The organism is Solibacillus sp. FSL H8-0523 (assembly GCF_038051985.1).
Classification (GTDB): Bacteria; Bacillota; Bacilli; order Bacillales_A; family Planococcaceae; genus Solibacillus.
Map to the genome: position 1 here is coordinate 2,913,519 of NZ_CP150291.1, position 25,529 is coordinate 2,939,047.

35 protein-coding genes and 1 other annotated feature are annotated in these 25,529 nt (G+C 39.4%); of the genes, 4 read left to right on the plus strand and 31 right to left on the minus strand.

Going from position 1 to position 25,529, the window contains the following annotated elements; translation table 11 throughout:
* Positions 1-71 precede the first annotated feature (71 nt).
* From NSQ62_RS14560 to NSQ62_RS14580, 5 genes are all read right to left on the minus strand, one after another.
* On the minus strand, positions 72-326 hold the full coding sequence (locus NSQ62_RS14560) for a hypothetical protein (RefSeq protein WP_341320857.1): 255 nt from the start codon (positions 324-326) through the stop codon (positions 72-74).
* A gap of 331 nt (positions 327-657) precedes the next feature.
* A complete protein-coding gene (locus NSQ62_RS14565; RefSeq protein WP_341320858.1) occupies positions 658-933 on the minus strand; it encodes a helix-turn-helix transcriptional regulator in 276 nt (91 codons plus the stop codon).
* Positions 934-1,133: 200 nt separating this feature from the next.
* Positions 1,134-1,442 carry a hypothetical protein gene (locus NSQ62_RS14570; RefSeq protein WP_341320859.1) on the minus strand — a complete coding sequence of 103 codons (309 nt, stop codon included), beginning with the start codon at positions 1,440-1,442 and terminating at the stop codon, positions 1,134-1,136.
* Positions 1,443-1,485: 43 nt separating this feature from the next.
* Positions 1,486-2,214 carry an ORF6C domain-containing protein gene (locus tag NSQ62_RS14575; RefSeq protein WP_341320860.1) on the minus strand — a complete coding sequence of 243 codons (729 nt, stop codon included), beginning with the start codon at positions 2,212-2,214 and terminating at the stop codon, positions 1,486-1,488.
* 11 nt (positions 2,215-2,225) lie between these two features.
* The gene (locus NSQ62_RS14580) at positions 2,226-2,462 is read right to left on the minus strand and encodes a helix-turn-helix domain-containing protein (protein ID WP_341320861.1); all 237 of its coding nucleotides are present in this window, start codon (positions 2,460-2,462) and stop codon (positions 2,226-2,228) included.
* A 164-nt stretch (positions 2,463-2,626) separates the two neighbouring features.
* Between NSQ62_RS14580 and NSQ62_RS14585 the strand changes: the two genes are divergently transcribed.
* From NSQ62_RS14585 to NSQ62_RS14595, 3 genes are read left to right on the plus strand one after another with little or no spacing between them, the layout of a single operon-like run.
* On the plus strand, positions 2,627-3,034 hold the full coding sequence (locus NSQ62_RS14585) for a helix-turn-helix transcriptional regulator (protein ID WP_341320862.1): 408 nt from the start codon (positions 2,627-2,629) through the stop codon (positions 3,032-3,034).
* Positions 3,035-3,062: 28 nt separating this feature from the next.
* Entirely contained in the window at positions 3,063-3,491 is a 429-nt protein-coding gene (locus tag NSQ62_RS14590) for an ImmA/IrrE family metallo-endopeptidase (protein WP_341320863.1), read from the plus strand.
* A 43-nt stretch (positions 3,492-3,534) separates the two neighbouring features.
* Complete coding sequence (locus NSQ62_RS14595; protein ID WP_341320864.1) at positions 3,535-4,713, plus strand: site-specific integrase; 1,179 nt, start codon at positions 3,535-3,537, stop codon at positions 4,711-4,713.
* A gap of 294 nt (positions 4,714-5,007) precedes the next feature.
* Here the strand turns inward: NSQ62_RS14595 and queA are convergent, their stop codons facing one another.
* The 5 genes from queA to NSQ62_RS14620 all read right to left on the minus strand — a co-directional run bounded on the left by queA (position 5,008) and on the right by NSQ62_RS14620 (position 9,480).
* Entirely contained in the window at positions 5,008-6,045 is a 1,038-nt protein-coding gene (gene queA / locus NSQ62_RS14600) for a tRNA preQ1(34) S-adenosylmethionine ribosyltransferase-isomerase QueA (RefSeq protein ID WP_341320865.1), read from the minus strand.
* A gap of 21 nt (positions 6,046-6,066) precedes the next feature.
* Entirely contained in the window at positions 6,067-7,062 is a 996-nt protein-coding gene (gene ruvB, locus NSQ62_RS14605; RefSeq protein ID WP_341320866.1) for a Holliday junction branch migration DNA helicase RuvB, read from the minus strand.
* Between the two features lie 15 nt (positions 7,063-7,077).
* On the minus strand, positions 7,078-7,698 hold the full coding sequence (ruvA, locus tag NSQ62_RS14610; RefSeq protein ID WP_341320867.1) for a Holliday junction branch migration protein RuvA: 621 nt from the start codon (positions 7,696-7,698) through the stop codon (positions 7,078-7,080).
* 121 nt (positions 7,699-7,819) lie between these two features.
* Positions 7,820-8,659, minus strand: coding sequence for a phosphotransferase (locus NSQ62_RS14615; RefSeq protein WP_341320868.1), 840 nt, complete (start codon positions 8,657-8,659; stop codon positions 7,820-7,822).
* Positions 8,647-9,480, minus strand: coding sequence for a LysM peptidoglycan-binding domain-containing protein (locus NSQ62_RS14620; protein WP_341320869.1), 834 nt, complete (start codon positions 9,478-9,480; stop codon positions 8,647-8,649). The genes NSQ62_RS14615 and NSQ62_RS14620 overlap by 13 nt, the downstream gene beginning before the upstream one ends.
* A gap of 124 nt (positions 9,481-9,604) precedes the next feature.
* On the opposite strand from NSQ62_RS14620, the gene NSQ62_RS14625 reads away from it, so the two are divergent.
* Positions 9,605-10,132 carry a transcription repressor NadR gene (locus NSQ62_RS14625; protein WP_341320870.1) on the plus strand — a complete coding sequence of 176 codons (528 nt, stop codon included), beginning with the start codon at positions 9,605-9,607 and terminating at the stop codon, positions 10,130-10,132.
* 211 nt (positions 10,133-10,343) lie between these two features.
* Here the strand turns inward: NSQ62_RS14625 and NSQ62_RS14630 are convergent, their stop codons facing one another.
* From NSQ62_RS14630 to NSQ62_RS14730, 21 genes are all read right to left on the minus strand, one after another.
* Positions 10,344-11,642, minus strand: a complete 1,299-nt coding sequence (locus tag NSQ62_RS14630; RefSeq protein ID WP_341320871.1) for an FtsW/RodA/SpoVE family cell cycle protein — start codon at positions 11,640-11,642, stop codon at positions 10,344-10,346.
* On the minus strand, positions 11,632-12,030 hold the full coding sequence (locus NSQ62_RS14635) for a helix-turn-helix transcriptional regulator (RefSeq protein WP_341320872.1): 399 nt from the start codon (positions 12,028-12,030) through the stop codon (positions 11,632-11,634). The genes NSQ62_RS14630 and NSQ62_RS14635 overlap by 11 nt, the downstream gene beginning before the upstream one ends.
* A gap of 1 nt (position 12,031) precedes the next feature.
* Entirely contained in the window at positions 12,032-12,565 is a 534-nt protein-coding gene (locus tag NSQ62_RS14640) for a sigma-70 family RNA polymerase sigma factor (protein ID WP_341320873.1), read from the minus strand.
* Positions 12,566-12,666: 101 nt separating this feature from the next.
* Entirely contained in the window at positions 12,667-13,056 is a 390-nt protein-coding gene (locus NSQ62_RS14645; protein WP_341320874.1) for a thiol-disulfide oxidoreductase DCC family protein, read from the minus strand.
* A 10-nt stretch (positions 13,057-13,066) separates the two neighbouring features.
* Positions 13,067-13,939 carry a prephenate dehydratase gene (gene pheA, locus NSQ62_RS14650; protein ID WP_341320875.1) on the minus strand — a complete coding sequence of 291 codons (873 nt, stop codon included), beginning with the start codon at positions 13,937-13,939 and terminating at the stop codon, positions 13,067-13,069.
* Positions 13,940-14,045: 106 nt separating this feature from the next.
* Positions 14,046-14,501, minus strand: coding sequence for an ACT domain-containing protein (locus NSQ62_RS14655; RefSeq protein WP_341320876.1), 456 nt, complete (start codon positions 14,499-14,501; stop codon positions 14,046-14,048).
* Between the two features lie 13 nt (positions 14,502-14,514).
* Positions 14,515-15,804, minus strand: coding sequence for a GTPase ObgE (gene obgE, locus NSQ62_RS14660; RefSeq protein ID WP_341320877.1), 1,290 nt, complete (start codon positions 15,802-15,804; stop codon positions 14,515-14,517).
* 4 nt (positions 15,805-15,808) lie between these two features.
* Complete coding sequence (locus tag NSQ62_RS14665; RefSeq protein ID WP_341320878.1) at positions 15,809-16,333, minus strand: Spo0B domain-containing protein; 525 nt, start codon at positions 16,331-16,333, stop codon at positions 15,809-15,811.
* A gap of 206 nt (positions 16,334-16,539) precedes the next feature.
* Entirely contained in the window at positions 16,540-16,836 is a 297-nt protein-coding gene (gene rpmA, locus NSQ62_RS14670; protein ID WP_341320879.1) for a 50S ribosomal protein L27, read from the minus strand.
* Positions 16,837-16,849: 13 nt separating this feature from the next.
* Complete coding sequence (locus NSQ62_RS14675) at positions 16,850-17,191, minus strand: ribosomal-processing cysteine protease Prp (protein ID WP_341320880.1); 342 nt, start codon at positions 17,189-17,191, stop codon at positions 16,850-16,852.
* A gap of 14 nt (positions 17,192-17,205) precedes the next feature.
* On the minus strand, positions 17,206-17,514 hold the full coding sequence (gene rplU / locus NSQ62_RS14680; RefSeq protein WP_341320881.1) for a 50S ribosomal protein L21: 309 nt from the start codon (positions 17,512-17,514) through the stop codon (positions 17,206-17,208).
* Positions 17,515-17,528: 14 nt separating this feature from the next.
* Positions 17,529-17,605 (minus strand) — a sequence feature (ribosomal protein L21 leader region).
* Positions 17,606-17,650: 45 nt separating this feature from the next.
* Positions 17,651-18,262 (minus strand): M50 family metallopeptidase, encoded by a 612-nt coding sequence (locus NSQ62_RS14685; protein WP_341320882.1) that lies wholly within the window; start codon positions 18,260-18,262, stop codon positions 17,651-17,653.
* Positions 18,263-18,802: a hypothetical protein gene (locus NSQ62_RS14690; RefSeq protein WP_341320883.1), complete on the minus strand. Its 540-nt coding sequence runs from the start codon at positions 18,800-18,802 to the stop codon at positions 18,263-18,265. It abuts the gene before it with no gap.
* 102 nt (positions 18,803-18,904) lie between these two features.
* Complete coding sequence (gene minD, locus NSQ62_RS14695; protein WP_341323946.1) at positions 18,905-19,702, minus strand: septum site-determining protein MinD; 798 nt, start codon at positions 19,700-19,702, stop codon at positions 18,905-18,907.
* 87 nt (positions 19,703-19,789) lie between these two features.
* Positions 19,790-20,458 carry a septum site-determining protein MinC gene (locus tag NSQ62_RS14700; protein WP_341320884.1) on the minus strand — a complete coding sequence of 223 codons (669 nt, stop codon included), beginning with the start codon at positions 20,456-20,458 and terminating at the stop codon, positions 19,790-19,792.
* A gap of 94 nt (positions 20,459-20,552) precedes the next feature.
* Complete coding sequence (mreD, locus tag NSQ62_RS14705) at positions 20,553-21,068, minus strand: rod shape-determining protein MreD (protein ID WP_341320885.1); 516 nt, start codon at positions 21,066-21,068, stop codon at positions 20,553-20,555.
* On the minus strand, positions 21,068-21,988 hold the full coding sequence (gene mreC / locus NSQ62_RS14710) for a rod shape-determining protein MreC (protein WP_341320886.1): 921 nt from the start codon (positions 21,986-21,988) through the stop codon (positions 21,068-21,070). Before mreC ends, mreD begins: the two co-directional genes overlap by 1 nt.
* Positions 21,989-22,005: 17 nt before the next feature.
* Positions 22,006-23,019, minus strand: coding sequence for a rod shape-determining protein (locus tag NSQ62_RS14715; protein WP_341320887.1), 1,014 nt, complete (start codon positions 23,017-23,019; stop codon positions 22,006-22,008).
* A gap of 428 nt (positions 23,020-23,447) precedes the next feature.
* Positions 23,448-24,146: a DNA repair protein RadC gene (gene radC, locus NSQ62_RS14720; protein WP_341320888.1), complete on the minus strand. Its 699-nt coding sequence runs from the start codon at positions 24,144-24,146 to the stop codon at positions 23,448-23,450.
* A gap of 11 nt (positions 24,147-24,157) precedes the next feature.
* Positions 24,158-24,751, minus strand: a complete 594-nt coding sequence (locus NSQ62_RS14725) for a Maf family protein (protein ID WP_341320889.1) — start codon at positions 24,749-24,751, stop codon at positions 24,158-24,160.
* Positions 24,752-24,854: 103 nt separating this feature from the next.
* Positions 24,855-25,460 (minus strand): translation initiation factor 2, encoded by a 606-nt coding sequence (locus NSQ62_RS14730; RefSeq protein ID WP_341320890.1) that lies wholly within the window; start codon positions 25,458-25,460, stop codon positions 24,855-24,857.
* Between the last annotated feature and the right edge of the window lie 69 nt (positions 25,461-25,529).

The following is a 25,529-nucleotide window of genomic DNA, read 5'->3' on the forward strand; positions in this document are numbered from 1 at the left end:
GAATCCTCCTGTGATATAATTTTGTAAATTAAGTTTTTCTAAGCCACTGTTCTCAGCAGTGGTTTTTCCTTTTAAAAAGGCGCGCTAGCAAGGTATCGCTCGCTAAGCATTACTCCGAAAACTAAAACCCCATCTACTACCGTTGAAATGCGCTTGCAACCATCTTGAAAAACTTCTTCCGATAGTTCTAACCCTTTTAAATCAGATAAATTATTCACTTGGATTTTCGGTGGCCCAATTTGATCCGTAGTAACCGAAACTATATTGTTTAAATCTAAGCGCTTAATAACATTTAGCGCCTGCACTGTCTTTTCTGCTACTGACATAAAATCATCTCCTGTTTTGTATTAGCGTTGCTACCGCTGTATAAGCTATCAGTCCGAATAGTGATGGATAATCCCATCAAGCAACTTAAAAGTTTAGGAGAAGCGAATGGCATACGCTCTTTTAAGTTGCTTGACGAGAGCGAGTAAAGAATACTCGCACTGTCTGTCGAAATTTGATATAATAGAAATAAGTTAAATTTGATTCAGCCGTTAATCGTCCTACCGATTAGCGGTTTTTTTGTGCCATAAAGTACAGCACTTGCAAGCGTTGTTTGACTGTCATCAGTCTCCATATTCTCGGTTTGATTCTCATCCTTTCGCTCTCCTTCTCCTACATAAAAAACTGTGTAATTGGTTGTGCAAATGCCGGTAATAACGTGATTGCCTGAGTTGCTTGTGCAAAGATGTCTGTGCCGAAAAGTATGATTGCTGCTTGTACTTCGCTGTTTGTAAGTCGTACCCAATCCTTAAAAAGCAATATGTCTATTTTCTGCATATCGTTTTCGATTTTGGAGATAGCTGAACGAGCAATGCTTAACTCGTCAGCCATTTCCTCCTGAGATAGGTTCGCTTGCTTACGCCACTTGCGGAGCTCTTTTCCGAGCATGGCGTCCACCACCCTTCATTGTTCGATTTTCGAACATCTTCTATTTTCGAACATGTTCTTACTTAGAACACACACCCGTCTTATTTTGGGGTATTATCTTATTAAGCAAGGTTAACTTGCTTTTGAGCCATTGCCCTGGCTCTTCTGAAATGCTGATTGCCCTCGGCTATTAGCAGTCCATTGCCCATGGACTGCTTTCATTAAAACCATTCATTCATAATAATTTCTTGTAAGGCTTTCGCTGTCGGCTCCTTAAGCCAGACACGCTTACCACCTTTTTCACGTTGACGCTCGTATCGCTGTATACGCGGATCGTTTAAAATGTGGTCCTCTAAAAACTTCCTACTAAACGTAGTAGCTTTCATGATGTCCTTTACATCCCAAAAGAGGATTAAAGGTTGAGCAGCATTTTGGACGATCGCATCTAACTGTTGGTGAATTTTTTCAGGTGTTATGCCCGACATTTGAAATAGCGTTGTAACCAACACACTCTCTTGCTGTTGCATCATGGACTATCCCTCCAATCTAAAGGCGCTGGTGTAGCGCTTTCTCCTATTGAACTAACTTCAAATGCGTTTGATTGTTATAAGAATCAATTTCCATCGCGGTAGATGTATCAGGACGCCACATTGCGATGAATTTAACCGCTTCATCAAATCGTGCTTTCGGTAAGTCTGGCGAACGCGGTAATACGAAATGGTTCTTAAAATCTCGCCACATACGAGAGAATACTTTCTTACTAAGCCCGTTATATGCCGGTGAATTATAGCCGCCTAACACTTCCATGACCTTCGCTTTTCCTTGGGACTTGATAGCGAACTCTTGTCTACCGTCAATCCTCATTGAATCTTTTAATAAAGTCACATCTTCTTTAATGCCTTTAATTTCTTGGTAATTTTTTAATGATGTTTGTAGAGCTAGTTCGACTGGATCTTGCGCTTGTTGCTCTTGCTTTTCAATAAATTCACGCATACGTTTGAACTCTTGAATGAACTTTACTTTCATCTTCATCGCTTCAGGTGTTACGTAAGACATAGCAACCAAGGTGAAGGCATCTTCAGTCATATTGAATTTTGTGTACCATTGTTTGTTTTGTGGGTGTTGATATTGGGTCTGCTCAAAGTTGAGCACCCCCCATTCTTGCTCGCCTGCTTCATTTAATTTCTCGATTTGAGTTTCGATGTCGCGAATAACATTGCGATGTTCTTTCCCGAATACATCTGAGATAGTTAAGCTATCCGTTACAACTTGTTGATTTTCTATGAAAACTAATTGATTCATTCCGATTCCTCCTATGCTAATTTTTTAAGACACATAACGTGTCCTTTTTCATCAAAAAAAATCAAATCTACTGTCGTTGCGTAGTAATCCGCAATTTTTTTCGCTAGCGCTAAAGATGGAGTTCGGTCACCTCGTTCGATTGCGCCAAGCATTTGAGGTGTTATACCTAAATCCGCAGCTACATCTGTACGTCCTTTAATACCGCGTAATTCAATTAAACGTGTACGAAATTTAGTAGTATTATTCATGATGTCACCTCCCAAAAGAAACGTTTTGTTTCTAACTTAAATCCATCTTATCAGAAACGTTTTGTTTCTGTCAACAGTTTTAAGAAACTTTTCGTTTCTTTTATTGTTTTTATATGGAAACGTAGAGTTTCTACTTATATAATCTATATGAAAGAGGTGAAGTTATGTTTTCTGAACGTTTAAAAAATCTAAGGAAAGCTAAAAAACTAAGTCAATACGAGTTAGCCGATAGGTTGGGGTTTTCAAGGGGAAAACTAGCTAATTATGAACAAGGAACTCGCGAGCCAGACTTTGCAACGCTAGAAATCATAGCTAATTTCTTTGATGTTTCAACTGACTATCTTTTAGGAGTTACTAGTGGTCAACCACAAGACAAAGAAGAACGCGATATCGCCAAACGCCTGAAACAATTCGAAGCCGAACTAGAAAACAGCGATGGTCTAGCTTTTGACGGCGAACCGATGTCCGACGAAGCAAAAGAATCGTTACTTGAATCAATGGAATTACTATTTAGACAAACTCAGCGAATCAACAAAAAATTTACACCTAAGAAATTTCGTGAAGATGAATAACTAAATACTGGTGAAACGATGTGATTGCATGCGAATTAAAGAAATCGTAAGACAGTTGACCAAAAAGTATAATACTTTCTGTCCTTACGAAATTGCAGACTCATGTAATATTTTAATTTTTAAACATGATCTGCATCACGACATTAATGGCTATTACAAGTACGACCGACGAAATCAGTATATTGTAATTAACCAAAATCTAACTGACCAGCAACAAAAAGTAGTATGTGCGCATGAGCTTGGCCATGCTTTAATGCATAAGCATGTAAATACCCCTTTCATGCGCTCCAACACGTTTTTATCTGTAAGTAAAGTTGAACGCGAAGCTAATCGCTTTGCTGCAGAACTATTAATACCTGATGAATCTTTTTACCAATGTGAATCGATTTATGATATTGCCTCTTTACATAACGTTCCAGTTGAAATTGTACAGCTTAAACGATTATGTATAGAGTAATTTTTTACCCTTCAAAAGAACATACGTTCGAAAGGATGTTATTATGGCTCGATTTGATATGACAAAAACTAAATTAGATAGTATCTACTGGTATAAACAAGATGGTAAAAAGAAGTTTGCTTATCGCTATAAATATTACGATAAATATAAAATTAGAAGGGAAAAGTCAAAACAAGGTTTTAATACCATAGAAGAAGCGGAACGCGCTTTAATTGAGGTAAAGGCTGCCATTTTAGACGGGCTTGAAGAATTGGTATTAAATCAAAATTTAAAGCTTGGTAACTGGCTAGATTATTGGTATGAGAAAAAACATACACGTTGGGAAGTGACTACGGCTGCCAGTAAAAAGAGTGCCATCGACACGCATTTGAAGCCGATACTTGGTGATTACCAATTAACGAAGCTCACTAGCTTAACCGCTCAGCAACTAGTTGACACAATGGTCAAAAAAAACCTTGTCCTCACGACCATAAAAAAAGTAGTGAATGTTTTAAAGTACGCTTTGAATGATGCTGTTCGCGAAAATATCATTAAGCAAGTGCCCTTTTCGAAATTAGATTATTCCAAGGTGAAAGAAAAACCGAAACGTGAGTCGTTGCAGCTAGACGATCTAAACATTGTGCTAGGTCATATCGAAAGCGAACACATTACACGTAAAGTTGCTTTAATGACATTGCTTACTACAGGAATACGAGCTGGGGAACTATCAAGTGTCCGTTATAAAGATGTCGACTTTAATAATCGTACAATGACTATTAACGAAACGCGAAACTACCTTAAAATTGATGGTGGTAATACAAAAACAAAAAATAGCGTACGTATAATTAATATCTCAGATACACTGTATGATGTATTATTAGAATATCGAAGCTGGCTCTTTAGCATGCTTGCCGAAGAAAGAACGAAAATAGCGGATGATACTTTCTTTTTCTATTCTAATCAACGTAAGCCAGCTCACCCAACATACGGAAGTTATGTAGTAAGTAGTTTCAGTAAGAAAAACAACATTGAAAATTTAACTGCTCATATTTTCCGTCACACCTATGCTTCTATTTTAATTTCGGAAAAAGTGCCAATAACAACGGTTGCTCAATTAATTGGTGACTCACCAGAAACCGTTATTTCCACCTACGCACATTCCATCAAAGAACAAGAAGTCATTGCCGTAAATATATTCGATAAAATAATAAATCCTGATGACGAAAATTCAAAAAACGTGTGATTTGAGGTACTTTTTGGGGTACATGGGCATTTAACACCACAGAAAAAGCGCCACACCAACAAGGGTGAGCGCTTTTCTAAAGTAAAAACAGTACTTCGAATCAATTTGCCTCGGCGTATTGCGTCCAGGTTTTTTGAGTATACTCCAAAAGTTACCTTTAAAAAATCTGGGACATTTGCCAGAGGTTATTTTCAGGTATTTGAAAACACCCGAGAATAATGATAAGCACCTACTACGCGCTGTAGTAGGTGCATACAAATATCAATTGTATAGAGATTCTAGCTTAAATGCAAATTACTGCTTTGGACGAATAAACATCGCATCACCAAAGCTAAAGAAACGATACTGTTCTTCTACTGCTTTTTCGTAGGCATTCATAATCGTCTCTTTTGAAGCTAATGCACTTACTAACATCACAAGTGTTGATTTTGGCAAGTGGAAGTTTGTAATCAGTCCATCAATCGCTTTGTATTCAAAGCCTGGGAAAATGAAAATATTTGTCCAGCCTTGTGAAGCTACGATTTTTCCGCCATTGTCACGTGCTACGGTTTCAAGTGTACGTGTTGACGTTGTACCAACCGAAATCACTTTACCACCTGCATCTTTCACGCCTTGAATTACGCTAGCCGCTTCTTCCGATACGCTGTAAAACTCTGAGTGCATGTCATGGTCTTCGATTGAATCGACACTTACAGGACGGAATGTACCTAAACCGACGTGTAATGTGATGAACACGACTTTAACACCTTTTGCCTTAATCGCTTCAAGTAAGTCTTCTGTGAAGTGAAGACCTGCTGTTGGTGCAGCTGCTGAACCGCGCTCTTTGGCGAATACCGTTTGATAGCGGTCTTGATCATCTAATTTTTCACGGATATATGGTGGGAGTGGCATCTCACCTAATTGATCTAAAATTTCATAGAAAATGCCGTCATATTCAAATTTAAATGTACGGCCACCATGATCTAACTCGCCTGTACATGTTGCTTTTAAAAGACCTTCGCCAAATGTAACAACCGTGCCGACTTTCACGCGTTTTGCAGGCTTCACTAATGTTTCCCACTCATCGTCATTGATTTGCTTTAATAATAGTAGCTCAATATGAGCACCAGTGCCTTCTTTTTCGCCCATTAAACGAGCGGGTAATACACGTGTATCATTTAAGACAAGGCAGTCCCCTTCGTTGAACTCATCTAAAATATGCCCGAACTTGTGATGTTCAAGCTCAAGTGAATTTGGATTCACAACCATTAATCGGCTCGCAGTACGGTCTAATAATGGGGTTTGGGCAATTAATTCCTCTGGTAAATGAAAATCAAAATCTTCTACTCTCACGTTCAAAACTTCCTTTTTCTTTTATACTTGTTCGTAGCCAAAATGGTCATAGCAAAGGTTTGTGGCAACTCGGCCTCTAGGTGTGCGCTGAATAAAGCCAATTTGTAGTAAATATGGCTCGTACACATCTTCAATCGTAATACGCTCTTCACCGATTGATGCAGCAAGTGCATCTAAACCAACCGGACCGCCGCTGAAGCGTTCAATCATTGACTGCATAAGTTTATGGTCAATGTGATCTAACCCACGCGGATCGACCTGTAGTAATTCAAGTGCCTGCTGTGCAAGACCTTCTGAAACGGTTCCATCGGCTAATACTTGCGCAAAATCACGTACGCGCTTTAATAACCGATTGGCAATACGCGGGGTCCCACGAGAACGGCGCGCAATTTCGTATGCCGCTTGCTCATTTAACTCAACACCGAATAGCTCACCCGAACGGATCACAATCTGTGCTAATGACTCTTCATCATAATATTCTAAGCGTGCTAACACGCCAAAGCGGTCACGTAACGGGGCAGATAGCGCACCCGCTCGCGTCGTTGCACCTACTAATGTAAACGGCGGTAACTCCAGACGAATGGAACGTGCCTCGGGACCTTTACCAACAACAATATCTAAGCAAAAGTCTTCCATTGCCGAATACAACACTTCTTCAATTGCTCGAGGCAGACGATGAATCTCATCGATAAATAATACATCGCCTGCTTCAAGTGAGCTTAAAATGGCGGCTAAATCGCCTGGACGTTCGATCGCAGGACCACTCGTCATTTTCACACTAACTTCCATCTCATTGGCAATAACGACCGCCAATGTTGTTTTCCCTAAACCTGGTGGACCATAAAGGAGAACGTGGTCAAGACTTTCTTGGCGTATCTTTGCGGCTTCAATAAAGATTTTTAAGTTGTCCTTTACTTTATCTTGGCCTATGTACTGTGCCAAGCGTTGTGGTCTCAGTGATAACTCGAATTGCTCTTCAGCATCCGTCGCCTGTCCTGAAAGTACGCGGTCTGACAAAGTTCTCACCTCACTTTATTTCAATTTTAATAATAGTTTTAATGCTTGTTTAATGTAAGCATCCGTTGTCTGAAGCTGATCATCCTCATCAAGCTGTGGTTTAATTTTATCCAGCTCTTTTTCTGAGTAACCAAGTGCAACTAGCGCTAACATTGCCTCTTCAAGCTCATGCTTATTCGGATTGACCCCAAATAACGGTAACTCATCTTCCGCGCTCGGTAACAATACGGTATCAAGTAGCACATCGAGCTTGCCTTTTAAATCTAAAATCATTTGACGCGCCGTTTTCTTACCCACACCTGGGAAACGAATTAAAAACGCTTCGTCTTCCATTTCAATCGCTTGAATGACGGACGTAGGATTACCACTCGCTAAAATCGCAAGTGCCCCTTTTGGCCCAATGCCTGAAACTTGAATTAACTTTTTGAATAATTCACGCTGCTCTAAACTATGGAAACCGTATAAATTTTGCGCGTCTTCACGCACTTGCATCGATACGAAAATTTGCTGCTCGCTTGCTGATGTTCTGAAGGCATACGGGTTTGGCGTATATAACAACCAGCCAACTCCCTGCTGCTCTAACACGATATACTCTGGCGTAATGCGTGTCACTTGTCCTTTTAAATAATCATACATCGTTCATCCCTCACATTTCTTGCTTTAGTATAGCATAAACAGACGGATTTCACCGAACATATGTTGCATTGTTCACAACAAAAGACTGTCTAATCGACAGTCTTTTCTAGTGTACCATATTCTAATGTGTCATGGTTTGAATCGTGTTTTTTAGTGTTTCTTTATAGTGAAGCCATTCCGCGACAATCGATTGAATAAACGGATAGCATGCAAGCTTTTGACGCTCGTTTAATTTTAAATAAAACAGGCTCTCGCGCATAATCTCATTTGGGAAATTTAAATAGACCAGTTTATGCCGCGCTGTTTGTAAATACGGATGATCCTTCATTAATTTAACTAAATCATAATTCGTTTGTGACAACACCCGGTGCATCCACAAAATCAACTCGTCTGACGCTTCCCCTAGAGCTGCCAAATCAAAATCAACAAGCACTACATCTCTATTAGATATCATACTATTATGATGCACAACGTCCCCATGTAAGATTGTCATGGATTCATGAGCATTGAACAGTGCCAGTTGATTCAATGTATGTGCCGCCTCACGGACAACTTCATTGTAATGATGACTAAGTAACTCTTTTAATAACACTTCATTTTCAACAAATCGTTCAAATCGTCGTTGCCATTTTTGATGCAAATCATAAATTGGCAAAACATCGTGTTGTTGCCAGTTGATTTGGTTTTTTGTTTCATGCAGAGCTTGCAGTGCCTTTAATACCTTCTTTTGATCATTCACTTTCCGGTAATCTGCACTTTTCCCTTCAAACCAACGCTGTTTTAATATATGAGCATCTTCGTTCCATTCAAGTGGAATATGGTACTTAAATTGCTGTTTTTCCAGTTGCTCATGTACAAACGTTACTTTTTGGGCAAGAAAGTAATCATCGTAGTATTTCATAAAATAGGCGCCGTCTTTTGCATCCCACTTCCAGCAATTTTCTTTAATTACATGTGCCATGATCTTTGGTTGTGAGGCATCATTTGTGACATTGGAAATGTATTGTACGGCATCATTTGTGGGTGACAGCACGGTTGGGGCATACACATCATCTGATGGATTTCTTCATAATATTGGCGCACTTGCTGATCATTATCATCGCACATCATTTCTTTACCAGGAGATTCTTCTTGCATCGCTGGTAGCATACGCATCGGCTCTTCTACGGGCATCTTGTGGCAATGCGGACATGGCTGTACCGGCATCATTTGTGGCATTTGTTGCATTGGCATTTGTTGCATTTGTGGCATTGGCATTTGTGGCATAAACTGCGGCATCATCGGTTGCTCGATAAAAATCGGCTGTTGCTGAGGTTGTTGAATATAAATCGGTTGTGGTTGCATCTGTGGCATCATTTGCTGCGGGGGTGCTGTCATATTTTGTTCCATTGTCGGCTGGACATGCACATGCGTTTGCCAGTTCGGCATTGGCATCGGCATCGGAACTGGCTGTGGGGCTGGCATAGGTTGTTGGAAATAAAGATTCCCTTGCCACAAAGGTTTTTGTGCAGGTTGTACAGGAGCCGGTAATGGCGTTGGTACTGGTGCAGGGGTTGGTTTTACTGACACAGGCATTTCCTTTACCGGTTTCGGTTGCTCTTTAACAACGGGCTTTACCTCTTTTTTATTCGCAGCATTTGGTAAATAAATTTCCATACCCGGCACGATATAATCCGGATTCGCTAAATGTGCGTTTAAACGCTTTAGTTCTTCGAAGCCAATCGCATATTGCTTGGCGATTTTCCACAAAGTATCTCCCTTTTGAACAATATGAACGCGCACATCTTTCCTCCTTTTCTCGTAATAGCATATGCATAAATTGCCTAGTTGCCACAATGTTCACCTCAAGCGTCTGAAAGTTGTGGTACACTTAAAAGCAACAGCACGTTTGATAGAGGTGGAAAAAATGAAAAAATTATTAGGAGAAGAACGACGTACAGAGTTACTCTCCCTTTTAAAAAATGCGAAGCAGCCATTAACTGGAACTGATTTAGCAAAACACACAAATGTATCGCGCCAAGTGATTGTAAACGACATCAATTTATTAAAGGCACGTAATGAACCTCTACTGGCAACAAGCCAAGGCTACTTGTATATGCATCATGTACAACAGCAAAAAATCACACGTAAAATTGTATGTAGTCATGCACCTACTGAGGCTAAAGAAGAATTATTTATTTTAGTTGATTGTGGTGTTACTGTAGAGAGCGTCATCGTTGAGCATCCTGTATACGGGGAAATTATCGCTTCTATTATGGTTTCTAACCGTTTAGAGGTGGAGCATTTTGTAAAGCGTGTTGAAGAATCCAATGCGCTGTATTTATCAGCCTTAACGGACGGTACACATTTACATGTGATTAGCGCTACTTCTACAGAAAACTTAGATTTAGCCGAGTCGAAATTACGCGAGCGCGGATTTTTAGTCGAACATTAAATAAGAAAAGAGCTAAAGCGCCTTTAAGCCCCGACAGACATTGGAGGACCCGACGCAAAAGTAAACGTTTCACCACTTTTTGCAAGAGGGTTCGAAATGGCCGAGGGGCTGGCGCTTTAGCCTAGACACTGTTACAACGCTAAAATTTTATACTTGCTTATCTTTTAAAAACAGCTTAGCGGTGTGGATTCACAAACCGCTAAGCTGTTTTTTATGCTGAAAAAGTTCGTTGTCCCATATAAGATTTTCGACGATAGACACTTAACACTAAGCCGATTAAAAAGGCATTTAATAGGAATGGCGTTACCCCATAACTAATAAACGGTAACGGTATGCCTGCTAGTGGTAATAAGCCAAATATCATCAAAATCGAATAGACACTTTGACAGCTATATAATGTAACCGCTGCTAATACAAGTAATTTCCCAAAAGATTGTGGCATTGTTTGAATCAGCCATAAGATGCGTAGCGCAATGGCTAGTAACACAATGATTACGAGAATACCCGCTAAAAAACCATACGCTTGAATAAGCTGGACTAAGGCATAATCTGTGTGGGCTTCAGGGAGATACGTCGCTGTTTCTGCGCCAAACCAGCCTGCTTCAGCTAGTGCCGTTTTCAATTGCAGCATCAAATAACCTGACGTATCAGCATACATTTCAGGATGTAAAAAAGCTCGAATACGTTCTATTTGGTATGGTGCTAATATAGACTTGTACGCATAAACCATATAAACAATTCCTACGCTTGTCAATCCAGCTATTGTTAAAAATACGTTACGCTTTTGCTGATTAGAAAAAGTACTAAAGGCAAATAGCACACTCACAACAGCACTATAAAAAATGGCTACTGCAAGATTTGGCAACATCATAAACAGGAGTAAAGGTATTATGAATAAACCTATAAACTGCCAAAATTTCCACTTACGTTCCATAAAGAACCCTGCAAATGCAACAAGGAATAGCGGTAAAGTTACCCACGCTTGAATGCGAATTGGTCCAATAATATACATTGCCATCCCGTTAATCGACGCGTTTGGCATTAATACTAAAATCAATAATAATGCGATTGCAATCCCATAAATCGGCACAATAAAACGTTGAATTTTCCGATAATCAATTAGCATCAAAAAAGCAATCAATGCAATCGCTACTAAAATATGCACAATTTTACGCTTAATAAAGTAGTTTGTCATCCCATCCCCATATTTCATACTTACATCCACTGTCAAAATCGGCACAAAACTTGCTGCAACAAGTAGTAGAACTGCGCCAATTAACCAAAAATCCCATTTGGGACGGTGAATTTTGTCCATTGATTTCCCTAATTGTGATGCGGAACCCATTTCTGCAATCGCTTTTTGCTCTGCTTCTTCTGCGGAATAGCCCTTGTTCACCCACGCCTCTTTCGAATGCGTAATATGTTGTTGCAGTTCCGTCTCAACATAACCACGCGCTTCTTTTGAGCGCATATAACTCGTAACTTGCTTCAAATATTGTTTACTCGACATGCATACGTACCCCCAAAATGCGGTCTTTGATGGATTGCTTTACATGTACACTGTCTTGTTGTAATTGATTTTTCCCGAGCTTCGTTAATTGATAATATTTCATGCCTTGAACCCAGCTCACCTTAAGCCAGCCCTGTTGTTCCGCCTCGTGTAATAGGGCGTAAACGCTGCCTTCGTTATCTACAATTTGCTCAATACCACGCACATGAAGCAATTGCGTTAATTCTATACCAGACTTGGCTTCGATCAACATCGATAATAGTAGCTGTTTCAATGGTAATGGCTGTAATTGTTTTCGAATGTTTTGTTCATGCTCTGTTGTAAACGCTAACTTTTTAAACGCCGTTTGATCCATTGCTTTTTTTAAGTTTTTTAAGCACTCTTCCATCTTACACACGCTCCAATCGTTTCTTTAATAATTGCTTTGCTGTTCGCAACCTCGTTTTTACCGTACTTTCATTTAACTGCAACACCTCGGCCATTTCCTTCATCGATTGTTCCTCGTAATAACATAAATAAATCACTTCTCGGTACTTCACAGGTAATGCAAATACCGCGCGCGCTAACTCGTTGTCTTGTTCGAGCTGAATGACCGCTTGTTCGACACTTGCTTCACTCTTCACCTGTGCAAAAAGCGCACCTTGGGCCGTTTCCACATTTTTTGCGTACCAACTTTTTAAATAATCCTTTGTATGATTAATCGCAATGCGCCATAGCCAAGTCTTTACTGAGGAATTAAAATGGAAGGTTGGCAGTGCCTGATAACACTTCACAAAAATTTCTTGCGTTAAATCTTCTGCAACCGCCGAGTTATGTACATATTGCATAACAAGCTGTAAAATTTGTTGGCCGTAATCGGTCATGAGTTCATCGATGAGTGCTTCATAGGAATGATTGGTTTGTTCAATTGAATAGCTATCCATTTTATTTCCTCCCTTCACTACATTAGACGAGTGCTACTACTTCAAAGTTTGATTTTTTTTCAAAACAAAAAGTGCGCCCCCAACTAGGAGCACACCTGACCTTATAAGAATCGATTACGCTGTTCTGCTGTCGGCAACATACATGCCTCTTTTTTGCCAAACCACTTGTAACGGTTTTTCGCGATATAGTTGTATACTGCATCACGCAATGGTTTTGGCAGCACAATGGCCGCATAGCCTAGCTTCCACAAACCATCAAGCCAGCGTGCAATTTTTAACGCCGCTGTAGACTTCATATAATAGCGTTCCCCTTCAATGAGCACGATGCTGTCAAGAGTATAGGGTACAGCAAGCTTTTCTATCAACGCTTGCCCTACTTCACTTTGAAGCGATGCAAATTGAAATATAGCCTTCTTATCTCGTTTGATAATAAACTGCACACTAGCATCACAAAAATTACATTCTCCGTCAAACAATACAATGCGTCTCACGCTTTTCACCTCATTCTGGTGTTACATACGTAAAATACGTGCCGAGCGACTTAACCGTGCAGCCGAGCGCTTCTAGCTCCTCTACCGCACCTTTCATCATCGCTTCGTTCTCATCTGCAAGTATATCAATAATGAAGAAATAATTCCCGAGTCCTGTTTTCAGTGGACGTGATTCAATTTTACTTAAGTTAATTTTACGCCACGCAAATACCGATAATACTTGATGTAACGCCCCCGATACGTCCGTTGGTAGCGTTAGCATGAACGTTGTCTTCGGCTGTGCTTGCAGTGGCACTAAGCCGTGACGCGTGTTTTTCTTTGACAGCACGAAAAATCGTGTGTGGTTAAAATGGAAATCATGAATATTCGTTTCTGCAATATGTAAGCCGTATTTTTCTGCTGCCGAAGCATTCGCAACTGCCGCAATACAACGATCCTCTGTTTGTGAAACCATTTCTGCAGCTGCTGCTGTTGAAGAATACGGTGTTTGCTTTACATTCGCCAAATGATAAAACAAATATTTATGACATTGCGCTAACGCATGTGGATGCGAATACACTTCTTCTATTTCATCTAATTTACCCGCAAACTTTTTATTCACCAGTAAATGCTGCTGAATCTTTGACATCACTTCTGCTGTGACGAAAAGGTCTGCCTCATGGTATAAATAATCAACCGTTAATGGCACCGAGCCTTCCAGCGCATTTTCGACTGGAACTACTGCTAACTCGACTTTACCCTCTGCTACCGCTTCTATACATTCTGGAATCGATTTATACGGGATATGCCAATCGTGTGGAAACAGTCCCTTTGTAGCTAAGTATGTAAATGACGCCTCCGGACCTAAATAAGCAATTCGTTTTTCCCATTGTTGTTGTGACATATGCTTGCACCTCTTTTTGAGTTCTAAATTTTCAGTAAATTATTTTTGATAAAAAAAGGGCGTCCAATAGGTCCGAGAACGAATTGGACGACCCAGTTTCAAAAAATTATAACGCACCTGAGCTAATGACTTCAGCTGATTCGACAAAGTCTAGCTGATTTAAGCTGCGAATGAGCTCATCTAACTCATTAACCATGCTCGTTACATCTAAAGAGAGTGTAACGTTTGCACGGCCTTGAATCGGAATCGTTTGGTGAATCGTCAACACATTACAATGTGCATCGGATACCGTTTCAAGTAATTTTGCTAAAGTGCCTTTACGGTCTTGTAATTGAATAAACACCGTTAAAATGCGCTCTTGCACAATTGAATGGAAAGGAAAAACTGCATCACGATATTTATAAAATGCACTGCGTGACAGGTCAACTTGCTTTACCGCATCCCATATCGAAGCGACGGTTCCATTTTGGAGGAGCTGTTTCGCTTCTAATGTTTTTTGCATCGCATCGGTTAAAACGTCTTCACGCACTAAATAATATCGTTGATTCGCTACGTTTTTCATCAAGATCCCTCACTTAGTCAACAAAGTCAAATTCGAATTCCATTAAACGAACTGTGTCGCCGTTTTCAGCGCCACGTTTACGAAGTGCTTCATCTACACCCATTGCACGTAATTGACGAGCAAAGCGGCGAATACCGTCTTCACGGCTGAAGTCTGTCATTTTGAATAGACGTTCAATTGTGTAACCAGAAAGTACGTATGCACCATCATCATCACGAGTCACTTCGAAGTCCCCGCCTTTTGATTCGTGCTTGTAAAGTACAACTGCATCTGACTCTTCATCGATTACATCATGTAATAAGAATTCTGGTGTTACTTCTAGTAAGTCTGCAATTTCGAATACTACTGGTTTTAACCCTTGACGAGAAACTGCTGAAACTGGGAAGATTTTCACTTTGTCTCCCACTTTCTTTTTGAAGACTTCTAAGTTTTCTTCTGCATCCGGCATATCCATCTTGTTTGCAACAATGATTTGCGGACGCTCCAGAAGGCGTAAATTATATTGTTCAAGCTCGTTGTTAATTGTTACATAGTCATCGTAAGGCTCGCGTCCTTCAATACCACTCATATCAATTACGTGCACGATTACACGTGTACGCTCGATATGGCGTAAGAACTGCATCCCTAAACCAACACCTTGGTGTGCGCCTTCGATTAAGCCTGGTAAATCGGCCATAGCGAATGAACGGTTATCTTCTGTTTCAACCATACCTAAGTTCGGTACGATTGTTGTGAAGTGATAAGCACCAATTTTTGGCTTCGCTGATGATACAACAGATAGTAATGTTGATTTTCCTACTGAAGGGAAACCTACTAAACCAACGTCAGCTAATACTTTTAATTCTAAAATAACTTCTAACTCTTCGCCTGGTTCACCTTTTTCCGCAAGCTCTGGAGCTGGGTTTGATGGTGTCGCAAAACGACAGTTACCACGTCCACCACGACCCGCTTTTGCAATAACGGCTTGTTGACCATGCTCTACTAAATCTGCGATAACAGTTTTTGTTTCTGCATTCATCACAACTGTTCCTGGTGGCACTTTTACGATTAAATCTTCCGCACGACGACCGTGCATCCCTTTACTCATTCCGTGCTCTCCGCGTTCCGCTTTAAAGTGACGTTTGTAACGGAAATCCATTAACGTACGTAAACCTTCTTCTACTTCAAAAACAACGTTACCACCACGTGCACCATCTCCACCTGCTGGACCACCATTTGGTACATACTTTTCACGACGGAAGGCTACCATACCATCTCCACCGTCTCCACCTCTAACATAAACCTTTACGTGATCGACAAACATAAATTCACTCCTCATAATGATGAACAACATATTTCCATGTAGTATCTGTTTGTTCATACGTTTTTACTTCAAAAATTGTATTCTCTATTGAAATTGGCATCATCTGCCACTTTCCACTTAAATGGAATGTAATTGACCATCCCTTGTCATCTGTTTCAATACTCAACGTTAACTGATGCTCAGTATAAGGGTCGAGCACCTCATAAACATGAATAATTGTCTTTTCCAAGTATTGCACAATTGCTTCATCATACTTGCTATTTATAGGAGCTTGTACGTGACTTGATAACTGCAATTGTAAAGCTGGATAGCGCCATTGCACGGTATGAAGCCACTCTACGGTGTTTTTCAAATCTAGTTGATTGATGTTTGATAACGTTTTACAATGTTCAGATTGTTGTAAAATGACATTTTTTGCATCATCTACTCGTCCTAAATCCAAATTCATTTGAATTAAATGAAGCTGATTTAAATAATCGTGATTGGCGTAACGTAACGCTTCACTAACAGTTAGTTTGGCAACGACCATTTTGCACTCTCCGTTTTACAGATTCGTTATTAGTATAACAAGTTTTCACTCATTTTTCCTTCCATACCTCACACAAATAACGCACTCAATACTTAAGAAAACTTCAATTATCCATAGAAAAGTGTTTTTACGTGCATCAATTCTCTAGACAACCATTTTATCCAAAAAAAAGGACTGCAATAAATGCAGTCCTTTAATTGCAAAAATTATGCTTCTTGTGCAACTGGGTATACAGATACTTTTTTCTTGTCGCGACCCATGCGTTCGAATTTAACAACGCCGTCAGCCTTTGCGTATAAAGTATCGTCTCCACCGCGGCCTACGTTTGTACCTGGGTAAATTTTTGTACCGCGTTGACGGTAAAGAATTGAACCACCAGTAACGAATTGACCATCAGCACGTTTAGCGCCTAAACGTTTAGACTCAGAGTCACGTCCGTTTTTAGTAGAACCTACACCTTTTTTAGATGCGAAGAATTGTAGATCTAAAGTTAATAATAACATTATGTTCCACCTCCTAGATCATTTTATATTTCAATTCGATATATTCTGAATAGCTAGCAGTCATTGTATAGAACTGTGTTACCATCGTGTTCAGAATAACTTGTAATTTAGCGTCTGTTTCATCATTCAGTTCCGCTTGTGGAATCGTTACTTTTAAGTAACCACCTTGCGCGCCTTGCTCGATTTCAGGTGTAATACCTGTAATTTGTGGGATTGCATTTACTGCGCCAAAAGCAACAGCAGAAGCGCCAGCACAAACTAAATCTCGACCATAAACGTCCGACAATGCGTGACCTGAGATTTCAAAGCCGTATGATTTGCGATTTGCATCACTGTAAATTGTTACCGTAATCATAACATCACCTCAAATTAAGCGTTGATAGCTTCAACTACTAATTTAGTGTATGGTTGACGGTGACCTTGTTTACGACGGTAGTTTTTCTTCGCTTTAAGTTTGAAAACAGTAATTTTCTTTTGCTTGCCTTCTTTAACAGCTTTAGCTGTTACAGTAGCGCCAGCAACAGTTGGAGCTCCAACTTGAACTGTTTCTCCACCTACGAATAAAACTTTGTCAAAAGTAACGATTTCGTCAGCAGCCACACCTAGTTTTTCAACATAGATTTCTTGACCTACTTCAACTTTGATTTGTTTACCACCAGTTTCGATAATTGCGTACATTAAAATGCACCTCCTCTTAGACTCAGACTCGCCCGGAATTGCAGGTGACCATAAAGGTGCTTAAACCTGTTCAGCGCGGTTGCAGTAGCACGGGTGCTACAAACAATAACATTAAAATACTACCATACCAAAATTCTTAAGTCAACCTATTCATTACATGTTTTTCAAATGCTGAACGGTATTTCCGAATTCTCCAATCTCCTATTACTTTGCTCCATAAAAAGAGACTTACAATAGCTAGGATAAGAGATTGTGGTAGTAAATATAATAGTACGATAATTATGACGGTAAGTAAATAGAAAGAGGCAGATACATAATATTCAAATAATTTAGCGTGTGAATACGTATTTAACAAGGCAAAACACACAATTCTCCCACCATCTAACGGCCAAATTGGTAGTAAGTTCATCAACAAAATGAAGAGCTGCACCTCAATAAATAATTCCTGTAATAACGTTGGTAAGAAGAAACTAAACAAAATGCCGAGAAATGTTGCTACCGGACCGCCTAATGCGACTAGAATTAATTTTTGGTACGATAGCTGCATTTCGTTCCGTAATGTCATCTCGCCGCCATACGGAAGGATTCTACACGTCTCTACCTTGACCCCGACGAGCTTTGCTGCTACAAAGTGACCGAGCTCATGAACGAATAAGGAAATCAGGATGGCACTATATAAAGCGATATTGCCATAAAGTACAATTGTCAGGAGCAACAGTAAAAAAGCCGGATGAACTGAAAACTTCATTTATATTTCGCGTTCTTTAAGCCATTTTATTGTTTGCTCCATATTTAAAATTACGCCCTCTTTTTCAATTTGAAGATAAAGCTCCCCATTTTTTTTGGTCGCTAAAATCGTCCCTTTACTTACAGTTGTATACGGCAAAACAAAAAACTCATCAACAAAACCAACCGTTACCGTAACCCCGTTATCATACACAACGGACATCGATTTTCCGTTGTATCTCGTATGACCTGTAAAAACAATGAGTCCATCATACAGGGCATTTAATACAAAAGGTTCTTTATATGTCAATAAGACACCTTCATTAAACCGTTCAATTGTTTCAAATAATTGTAGCTGTTCAATGGACGTATGTGCACTTACAGCTAATTGCTCGTCTTTATCCTTTGTGAAAGCAACAACCATTTTTCTCATGTAGGCTAAATCATCTGAGCTATAAACAATTTTGTTGATCGTTCTTTTTATTGTGAGATCACCGAAATAATTTGTACTTGCTACGGAGAGAAAAAGGGCGATTGCGATGAGCCATTGCCATTTTTTCAAAGCTCACCATCCTATCTTTTTCTCTACTATATGCGCCAGTAAAAATGTGTATACAAAAAGGGTACGTTAAAAGTTTTTCCTTTTAACGTACCCTTTCATTCATTATTTAAATAATGATTTAAATTTCGCAAATACACCTTTAGGTTGCTCGTCCTCTAATGTCATTAGTGGCACAGAATCTCCTAAAATACGGCGTGCAATATTGCGGTAACCAAGTGATGCTTTGTTATTTGGGTCCATCACGATTGGCTCACCTTTATTCGATGATGTGATGACCTCTTCGCTATCGACAATAATCCCTAATAAATCAATCGATAAGTGCGTTGTTACTTCGGTAATATCCATCGCATCGCCACTGTTCATTAAGTGCTTACGAATACGGTTAATAATAAGCTTTGGCGCTTCAATCGGCTCTTGTTCAAGTAAGCCAATAATACGATCTGCATCACGTACAGCTGAAATTTCAGGTGTAGTGACAACGATTGCGCGGTCTGCCCCTGCTACGGCATTTCGGTAGCCTTGCTCGATTCCAGCTGGACAATCGATTAACACATAATCAAACTCTCGCTTCAATTCATCAACCAGTACTTTCATTTGCTCAGGCGTTACTGCATTTTTATCAGTATTTTGAGCAGCTGGTAATAAGTAGAGTCGTTCATCTACACGTTTATCTTTTACAAGTGCTTGATGTGTTTTACATCGTCCCTCTAAGACATCGACTAAATCATAAATTATGCGATTTTCCAGTCCTAAAATCACATCTAAATTACGTAGTCCAATATCAGTATCAATTAAACATACCTTCTTGCCTTGAAGTGCTAATGCAGTCCCTAGGTTGGCCGTTGTCGTAGTTTTTCCTACGCCACCCTTTCCTGAAGTTATTACGATTGCTTCTCCCACATTAGCGGCCCCTTCCTTATGTAAGGTAGCATCTTGAGCAATTGCTTCATCAATATTCTTATCGAATAATAACTCTTCTTTACTCATTTAGCTTCCTCCTTTAAATGTTGATAAATTCGGTCGAATATTTCTTACCTCTTGGATTCGATCATAGGAAATCGTACCATTTTCATTGATGTAGGCAAAGATTTGATCCATATGTTCTAAAATATAATTACTTTCATTTGTCATCACTTCGACAAGATTCGCAATTAATACATGCGTCGGTTCAAAATGCGAAGCTGAAACAATCGCTTCCTCATTGCCACTCACACCCGCATGAACGATTCCTTTAAGTTTACCCGCAATATGAATATTGCCACCTGCTTCGACACGTCCATTTGGATTGACATCGCCTAAAATAAAAATATCCCCAGTTGCACGTAATACTTGTCCTGAACGAACAATACCAACAAAGGTTTCAAATCGCCCCGTTTCAACTTGTGCTTTACTTTCTTCAATCGTTAAAACATCGCTTTGAATTTTTTTCACGCGGTACTTTTGCTGTTTTTCAACAACATCCATCAGCTGTGCCTTTTGTTCTTTTGTACAGTAACGTTTTCCTAAGTGCAATTGTACATCTATTTTACCATCAAGATGTCCATCTGTAACTTTTTTTCTGAGTTCTTCAATCAATTCAGCATACGAGCATTGATCATCTAAACGAAGTACCAGACCATCCTTCGTACCTTTAATATGGACAAATTGCTTTTTCATAACAAATTACGTCACCTCGCGCCAAATTATTATGAAAAGAAACAATCCAGACTAAACATGAATTGTTTCTTTTCCATTACTTTTTTAATACTCGTCAAGCACGTTGAAATACGCGCGCTTTAATTAAATATTTAAACGCCCATGCAAGCATTAGTAAAAATAAAAAATTTGCAATTAAAGTTGGAGCTAATCGATGGACTAAGAATGGTTGTAATGCCATCGTTGTAAATTGAATCATATAGAAAAATTCATATAAGATAAATTCAAATACTGCTAATAGCCCTAGTGATAAAAACATAGTAAAAAGTAAATGCGCCTCTACCCGTTTTACAAACCAAGCTGCTATAAAGCAAATCGCTGGATATAAAACGCTATACAGTCCAATGATGTTAAGATAAAATACATCGAAGCAAAGGCCAAAAATCAAGCCATAAATCATGGCTTTTTTACGACTATAATAAATGGCTAAAAAAATTAAATATAAAATTAAAAAGCGTGGAATTAAAAAATACGTTTCACCGTTTAGCGCAAGTGGTGAAAACATCGCAAATTCAGACTCTAGTAAAAATAATACTACCCCAACTACTACGATTCCTAATCGAGTGAGCATTATTCATCCCCCTCAACTTGTGCTTCGTCCACTTCATTTGTTAAATCCGCGTTCGTAGCACCACCATCTGAACCATCAACCGAAGTTGTTGTACGTTTGGCAATTACCACATTCTCTAACATTGAAAAGTCTGCGGCTGGTTTCACATAAGCCATTTTCGTTAAGCCGAAGTCATCTGTTGTCACCTCGGTAATTTCACCGATGAGAACACCTTTAGGGAAAATACCACCTAAACCTGATGAAACGACCTTTCCACCGACTTCTACTTTAATTTTTGAATCGATGCGTTTTAATAATAATTCGTTACGCTCTTCGTCATAACCTTCTACTAAACCATGAATTTCTTCATTGTTTTCACCAACGACAAGCGCTGAAACACGGTAATTTTCATTGTTTGTATAAAGAAGCTCTACTTCTGAAGTATATGGTGTTGCAATTACAATTTTACCAATTAAACCGCGCGATGTCATGACTGCCATATTCTTTTCAACACCATGCGCTGTACCTTTGTTTAAAATAATTTTTTCTTCCCACTGATCCGGGTTTCTTGCAATGACCGTCGCCTGAATCGGGTCGAAATCACGTAGACTTTCCTCAACTTGAGCAAGGTCACGTAATGAAGCATTTTCGGCCTTTAACGTACTTACTTCCGCCTGTAATACGGCAAAATCCTCTAAGCGCATTTTTAAGCGCTGGTTTTCATCGTACGTGTTTAACAGAGAATCAATATTGCTAAAAATACCCGTTATGTAGTTCGTTGGCTTCGCAACAAGGGATTGTGCAAAGCCAACGGTATCTTTAATAATTTTTTCGGGTAGTGTTGCGTTATGACGATCACGCAAAGAGAAACCAATCAGTGCCACTAGAAAAATTACACTTACTAAAAGTATGATTAATTTTTTATTTGCTAAATGTGGCACGAGAAAAGTCCTCCTTCTTATAATTGTTGTGCGCGAATAAGATCGATGTTATCTAGCGCTTTACCAGTACCGATTGCGACACAGTCTAATGGATTTTCTGCAATAAATACTGGCATTTTTGTTTCGTCGCTAATCACTTTATCTAGGTTACGTAATAATGCACCGCCACCTGTTAATACGATTCCGCGCTCCATTACGTCAGCAGATAATTCTGGAGGCGTTTGTTCTAATGTTTTTTTCACGCCATCTAAAATTGCTGCAATCGCTTCATGTAATGATTTTGAAATTTCATCTGATGTAATTTCGATTGTTTTTGGCAAGCCTGTTACTAGGTCACGACCACGGATGTCCATTTTTTCCGCTGGACCTTCTGCACGTGCTGTACCAATTTCTACTTTTACTTGCTCAGCTGTACGTTCACCAATTGTTAGGTTATACGTTTTGCGGATGTAAGCAATAATTGCGTGATCCATTGCATCCCCACCAACGCGTACCGATTCACTTGTTACGATACCGCCTAAAGAAATAACCGCTACTTCAGTCGTACCGCCACCGATATCAACGACCATTGAACCTGTTGGCTCCCAAACTGGTAAGTTCGCACCGATCGCCGCTGCAAATGGTTCTTCAATTGTGAAGGCTTCTTTTGCACCAGCTTGACGAGATGCATCGATTACTGCACGTTGCTCAACTGACGTAATGCCATAAGGAACACAAATCATCACGTTTGGTTTTTTCCAGTTTGAACCTGAAACTTTCATCGATTCACGTAAATAATACTGAATCATTGCTGTTGTAATTTCGAAGTCTGCAATAACGCCATCTTTCATGGGACGAATGGCTACGATTGAACCTGGTGTACGGCCGATCATGTTTTTAGCATCGTTACCTACTGCAACAATATCACCAGTTTTCGTGTTTTTAGCAACTACTGAAGGCTCGCGTAAAACGATGCCTTTTCCTTTAATAAATACTAGTGTATTCGCTGTGCCAAGATCAATCCCGACATCTTTATTCCCTAATCCAAACAAATTAAGTACTCCCTTTCTTATAAAAACAAATTCTTTATTTATGATGTTAGTAAAATCATACGCTCTATTATAACGAATTACATCAAAAAATTATAGTGTCACAAGTTACTTATCACGACTTTTGTCGAATGTTTTTTCATAGAACACTACTTTTCTATTGTATTTCTAATTTCGTTTTGAAACAAATAAAATTAATATGTAAGATTTAACAAAACCACAACATGCACATGACGAATATAACACATAAAAGTTGCTTTCTTTAAACATATTTTTTTAAAGTCGTTTTATATGACAATTATTATATTAGTGTAACAAGTAAATGAGTAGAAAAACACATTTCGTGCCAAATTGCGCGAGATGTCTTTTCTTATGTGGATTTACCTGAATCCACTAAAAAAGACAAACGTAATATACGTTTGCCTCATGCATTAGAAATAACCCTTTTCCTTCATACTGATAAATTGATGATCTCCAATGATGACATGATCGAGTAAATCTACGCCGACAATTTTTCCTGCTTCGTAAAGACGCGTTGTCACGTCAATATCTTCAGGGCTCGGTGTTGGCACGCCACTCGGATGATTGTGTGCACAAATGATGGAAGCCGCAGAACGTTTCACAGCTTCGCGGAAAATTTCGCGTGGGTGTACGATACTTGCATTGAGGCTACCTACAAAAATGGTTTTCTTGTGTAAAATTTGATTTTTGACATTTAAAAACAGACAGACAAAGTGCTCCTGCTGTAGTGAAGTCATGTCCTGCATCAAGAAATTGGCTGCATCTTCTGGTGAACGAATCGTATAGCGTTGCTCATCCTCTTTGGAAGCAAGACGTCGCCCAAGTTCGATAGACGCCAGTAAAAGCACCGCCTTCGCTTCTCCAATTCCTTTAATTTCGGTCATTTCTTCAAGTGTTGCAAATTTCAAATTATGCAGTTTTTCAAAGGTTAACAAAACCCGATTTGCTACCGTGAGCACCGATTCCTGCTTCGTTCCTGTACCAAGTAAAATCGCAATAAGTTCTTGATTTGATAAACTTTTCGCACCTTGACGCAGAAACCGTTCACGCGGACGATCCGCTTCATGTACATCATGAATTTTTAAATTTATCATAGAAGTTCCAGTCATTTACATCGCTCCTAAACGTTTAGTTTGAGTAGATGTAAAGTAAGCAATTTTTGAACTAATGACGCAATTGGTAAGCCGACAACGTTATTGTAGTCTCCTTCAATACGATCAACGAGTAAGGCGCCACTCGTTTGAATCCCGTAACCGCCAGCTTTATCAAAAGGATCTTTCGTTTTTACATACGCTTCAATCATTTCGTCCGAGACGTCTTTGAAAAACACGTGCGTCTTTTCGACAAACGCATGCTCCGTGCCGTCTGCTAAGATGATGGCGACCGCTGTCATCACTGCATGACGATTGCCGCGGAGCTGTTTTAAATGTGCCACTGCCTCTTCATGTGATTTCGGTTTATGTAAAAGTTGATCGTTAAAAACAACAATTGTATCCGCACCAATGACACATTGATTTTGGCATTTATTTGCCACATCACGCGTTTTTAATAGTGCGACTCCTTTTACATAGTCTTCTGCTGAGTTTGCTTGTACACTTGTTTCTTCCACATCACTTGTGACAATTTGAAAAGGCACACCTAACATGGCTAATAATTCTTTACGTCTCGGAGAAGCTGATGCTAAAACGAGCTGTTCATTTGTAGTAAAATTCATAATCCAATCCTCCTACTACTATAGTAAACGACAATGCTGTTTTTGAAAAATCGGCTTGCTCAAAAAAAAGCCCCATTCCAACGATTTACTTGCAATTTTCCCATCAAAAAGTGATTTTAAGGCATTCCACCTGTTCAAAATAATTTTTTGTAAGATGGAGCCGAATGACATTTGGATTTGTTGATAACTTTAATACCTCTTCTGCTCGTTCAATCCAGTCTTCCGGAATCAACGCAGTGTCCGCTGTCGTGCCGGCTTGTAATGTAAGCCATTTCGTATCCTTGAGCGTTTTCGGCAATTGCAGTTGTGCAGGAGTGGGACAGCTACTATGAAGGGTCATTTTTTTATAAAAAGCACTTGGCACAACCGTAAGTGCGCTTTCTACTTTTTCTATATCCAGTCTAGACCATACGAAGTATTGTGATTCTACATTTACGATTGCTGCTTTATTTAACGTCGGGGAACTCCCCATAAACTCGGCCGCACTCTCAAGCGACGAGAAAACACCGTGTTGCAATGCATAAAACACTTGCACAACTTCCTGTTGCTCTTCGGTTTGTACTGCAATTACTTCCTCACCTTGCTTTGGTTGCAGTTGTTGTTGTACAGGTATTTTTAAGAAAACAATTAATAAGAGAACCCCAATAATTCCTGTTAAGCTACCGACAAACATTGCTTGAATGACCGCATTATTTTTAAGTTTTTTCATTGAATCGCTCCAACTCTTTTTGCTCAACACTATCAAAAAACTCATAAAAAAAGACGAGACTACTGTCGT

Bases quoted from the DNA above. Each gene is read 5' to 3' on its own strand.
- NSQ62_RS14685 (WP_341320882.1), bottom strand. From the start codon at position 18,262: ATGAAGTTTTCAGTTCATCCGGCTTTTTTACTGTTGCTCCTGACAATT.
- NSQ62_RS14675 (WP_341320880.1), bottom strand. From the start codon at position 17,191: ATGATTACGGTAACAATTTACAGTGATGCAAATCGCAAATCATACGGC.
- NSQ62_RS14665 (WP_341320878.1), bottom strand. From the start codon at position 16,333: ATGGTCGTTGCCAAACTAACTGTTAGTGAAGCGTTACGTTACGCCAAT.
- NSQ62_RS14635 (WP_341320872.1), bottom strand. From the start codon at position 12,030: ATGGAAGAGTGCTTAAAAAACTTAAAAAAAGCAATGGATCAAACGGCG.
- NSQ62_RS14700 (WP_341320884.1), bottom strand. From the start codon at position 20,458: ATGAAAAAGCAATTTGTCCATATTAAAGGTACGAAGGATGGTCTGGTA.
- rplU (WP_341320881.1), bottom strand. From the start codon at position 17,514: ATGTACGCAATTATCGAAACTGGTGGTAAACAAATCAAAGTTGAAGTA.
- NSQ62_RS14585 (WP_341320862.1), top strand. From the start codon at position 2,627: ATGTTTTCTGAACGTTTAAAAAATCTAAGGAAAGCTAAAAAACTAAGT.
- obgE (WP_341320877.1), bottom strand. From the start codon at position 15,804: ATGTTTGTCGATCACGTAAAGGTTTATGTTAGAGGTGGAGACGGTGGA.
- NSQ62_RS14560 (WP_341320857.1), bottom strand. From the start codon at position 326: ATGTCAGTAGCAGAAAAGACAGTGCAGGCGCTAAATGTTATTAAGCGC.
- NSQ62_RS14630 (WP_341320871.1), bottom strand. From the start codon at position 11,642: ATGTCGAGTAAACAATATTTGAAGCAAGTTACGAGTTATATGCGCTCA.
- ruvA (WP_341320867.1), bottom strand. From the start codon at position 7,698: ATGTATGATTATTTAAAAGGACAAGTGACACGCATTACGCCAGAGTAT.
- NSQ62_RS14640 (WP_341320873.1), bottom strand. From the start codon at position 12,565: ATGGATAGCTATTCAATTGAACAAACCAATCATTCCTATGAAGCACTC.
- NSQ62_RS14725 (WP_341320889.1), bottom strand. From the start codon at position 24,751: ATGAATTTTACTACAAATGAACAGCTCGTTTTAGCATCAGCTTCTCCG.
- NSQ62_RS14575 (WP_341320860.1), bottom strand. From the start codon at position 2,214: ATGAATCAATTAGTTTTCATAGAAAATCAACAAGTTGTAACGGATAGC.
- NSQ62_RS14655 (WP_341320876.1), bottom strand. From the start codon at position 14,501: ATGAAAAACGTAGCGAATCAACGATATTATTTAGTGCGTGAAGACGTT.
- mreD (WP_341320885.1), bottom strand. From the start codon at position 21,068: ATGCTCACTCGATTAGGAATCGTAGTAGTTGGGGTAGTATTATTTTTA.
- NSQ62_RS14565 (WP_341320858.1), bottom strand. From the start codon at position 933: ATGCTCGGAAAAGAGCTCCGCAAGTGGCGTAAGCAAGCGAACCTATCT.
- NSQ62_RS14625 (WP_341320870.1), top strand. From the start codon at position 9,605: ATGAAAAAATTATTAGGAGAAGAACGACGTACAGAGTTACTCTCCCTT.
- NSQ62_RS14580 (WP_341320861.1), bottom strand. From the start codon at position 2,462: ATGAATAATACTACTAAATTTCGTACACGTTTAATTGAATTACGCGGT.
- NSQ62_RS14570 (WP_341320859.1), bottom strand. From the start codon at position 1,442: ATGATGCAACAGCAAGAGAGTGTGTTGGTTACAACGCTATTTCAAATG.
- radC (WP_341320888.1), bottom strand. From the start codon at position 24,146: ATGACTGGAACTTCTATGATAAATTTAAAAATTCATGATGTACATGAA.
- pheA (WP_341320875.1), bottom strand. From the start codon at position 13,939: ATGTCACAACAACAATGGGAAAAACGAATTGCTTATTTAGGTCCGGAG.
- rpmA (WP_341320879.1), bottom strand. From the start codon at position 16,836: ATGTTATTATTAACTTTAGATCTACAATTCTTCGCATCTAAAAAAGGT.
- NSQ62_RS14595 (WP_341320864.1), top strand. From the start codon at position 3,535: ATGGCTCGATTTGATATGACAAAAACTAAATTAGATAGTATCTACTGG.
- NSQ62_RS14590 (WP_341320863.1), top strand. From the start codon at position 3,063: ATGCGAATTAAAGAAATCGTAAGACAGTTGACCAAAAAGTATAATACT.
- NSQ62_RS14730 (WP_341320890.1), bottom strand. From the start codon at position 25,460: ATGAAAAAACTTAAAAATAATGCGGTCATTCAAGCAATGTTTGTCGGT.
- NSQ62_RS14615 (WP_341320868.1), bottom strand. From the start codon at position 8,659: ATGGCACATGTAATTAAAGAAAATTGCTGGAAGTGGGATGCAAAAGAC.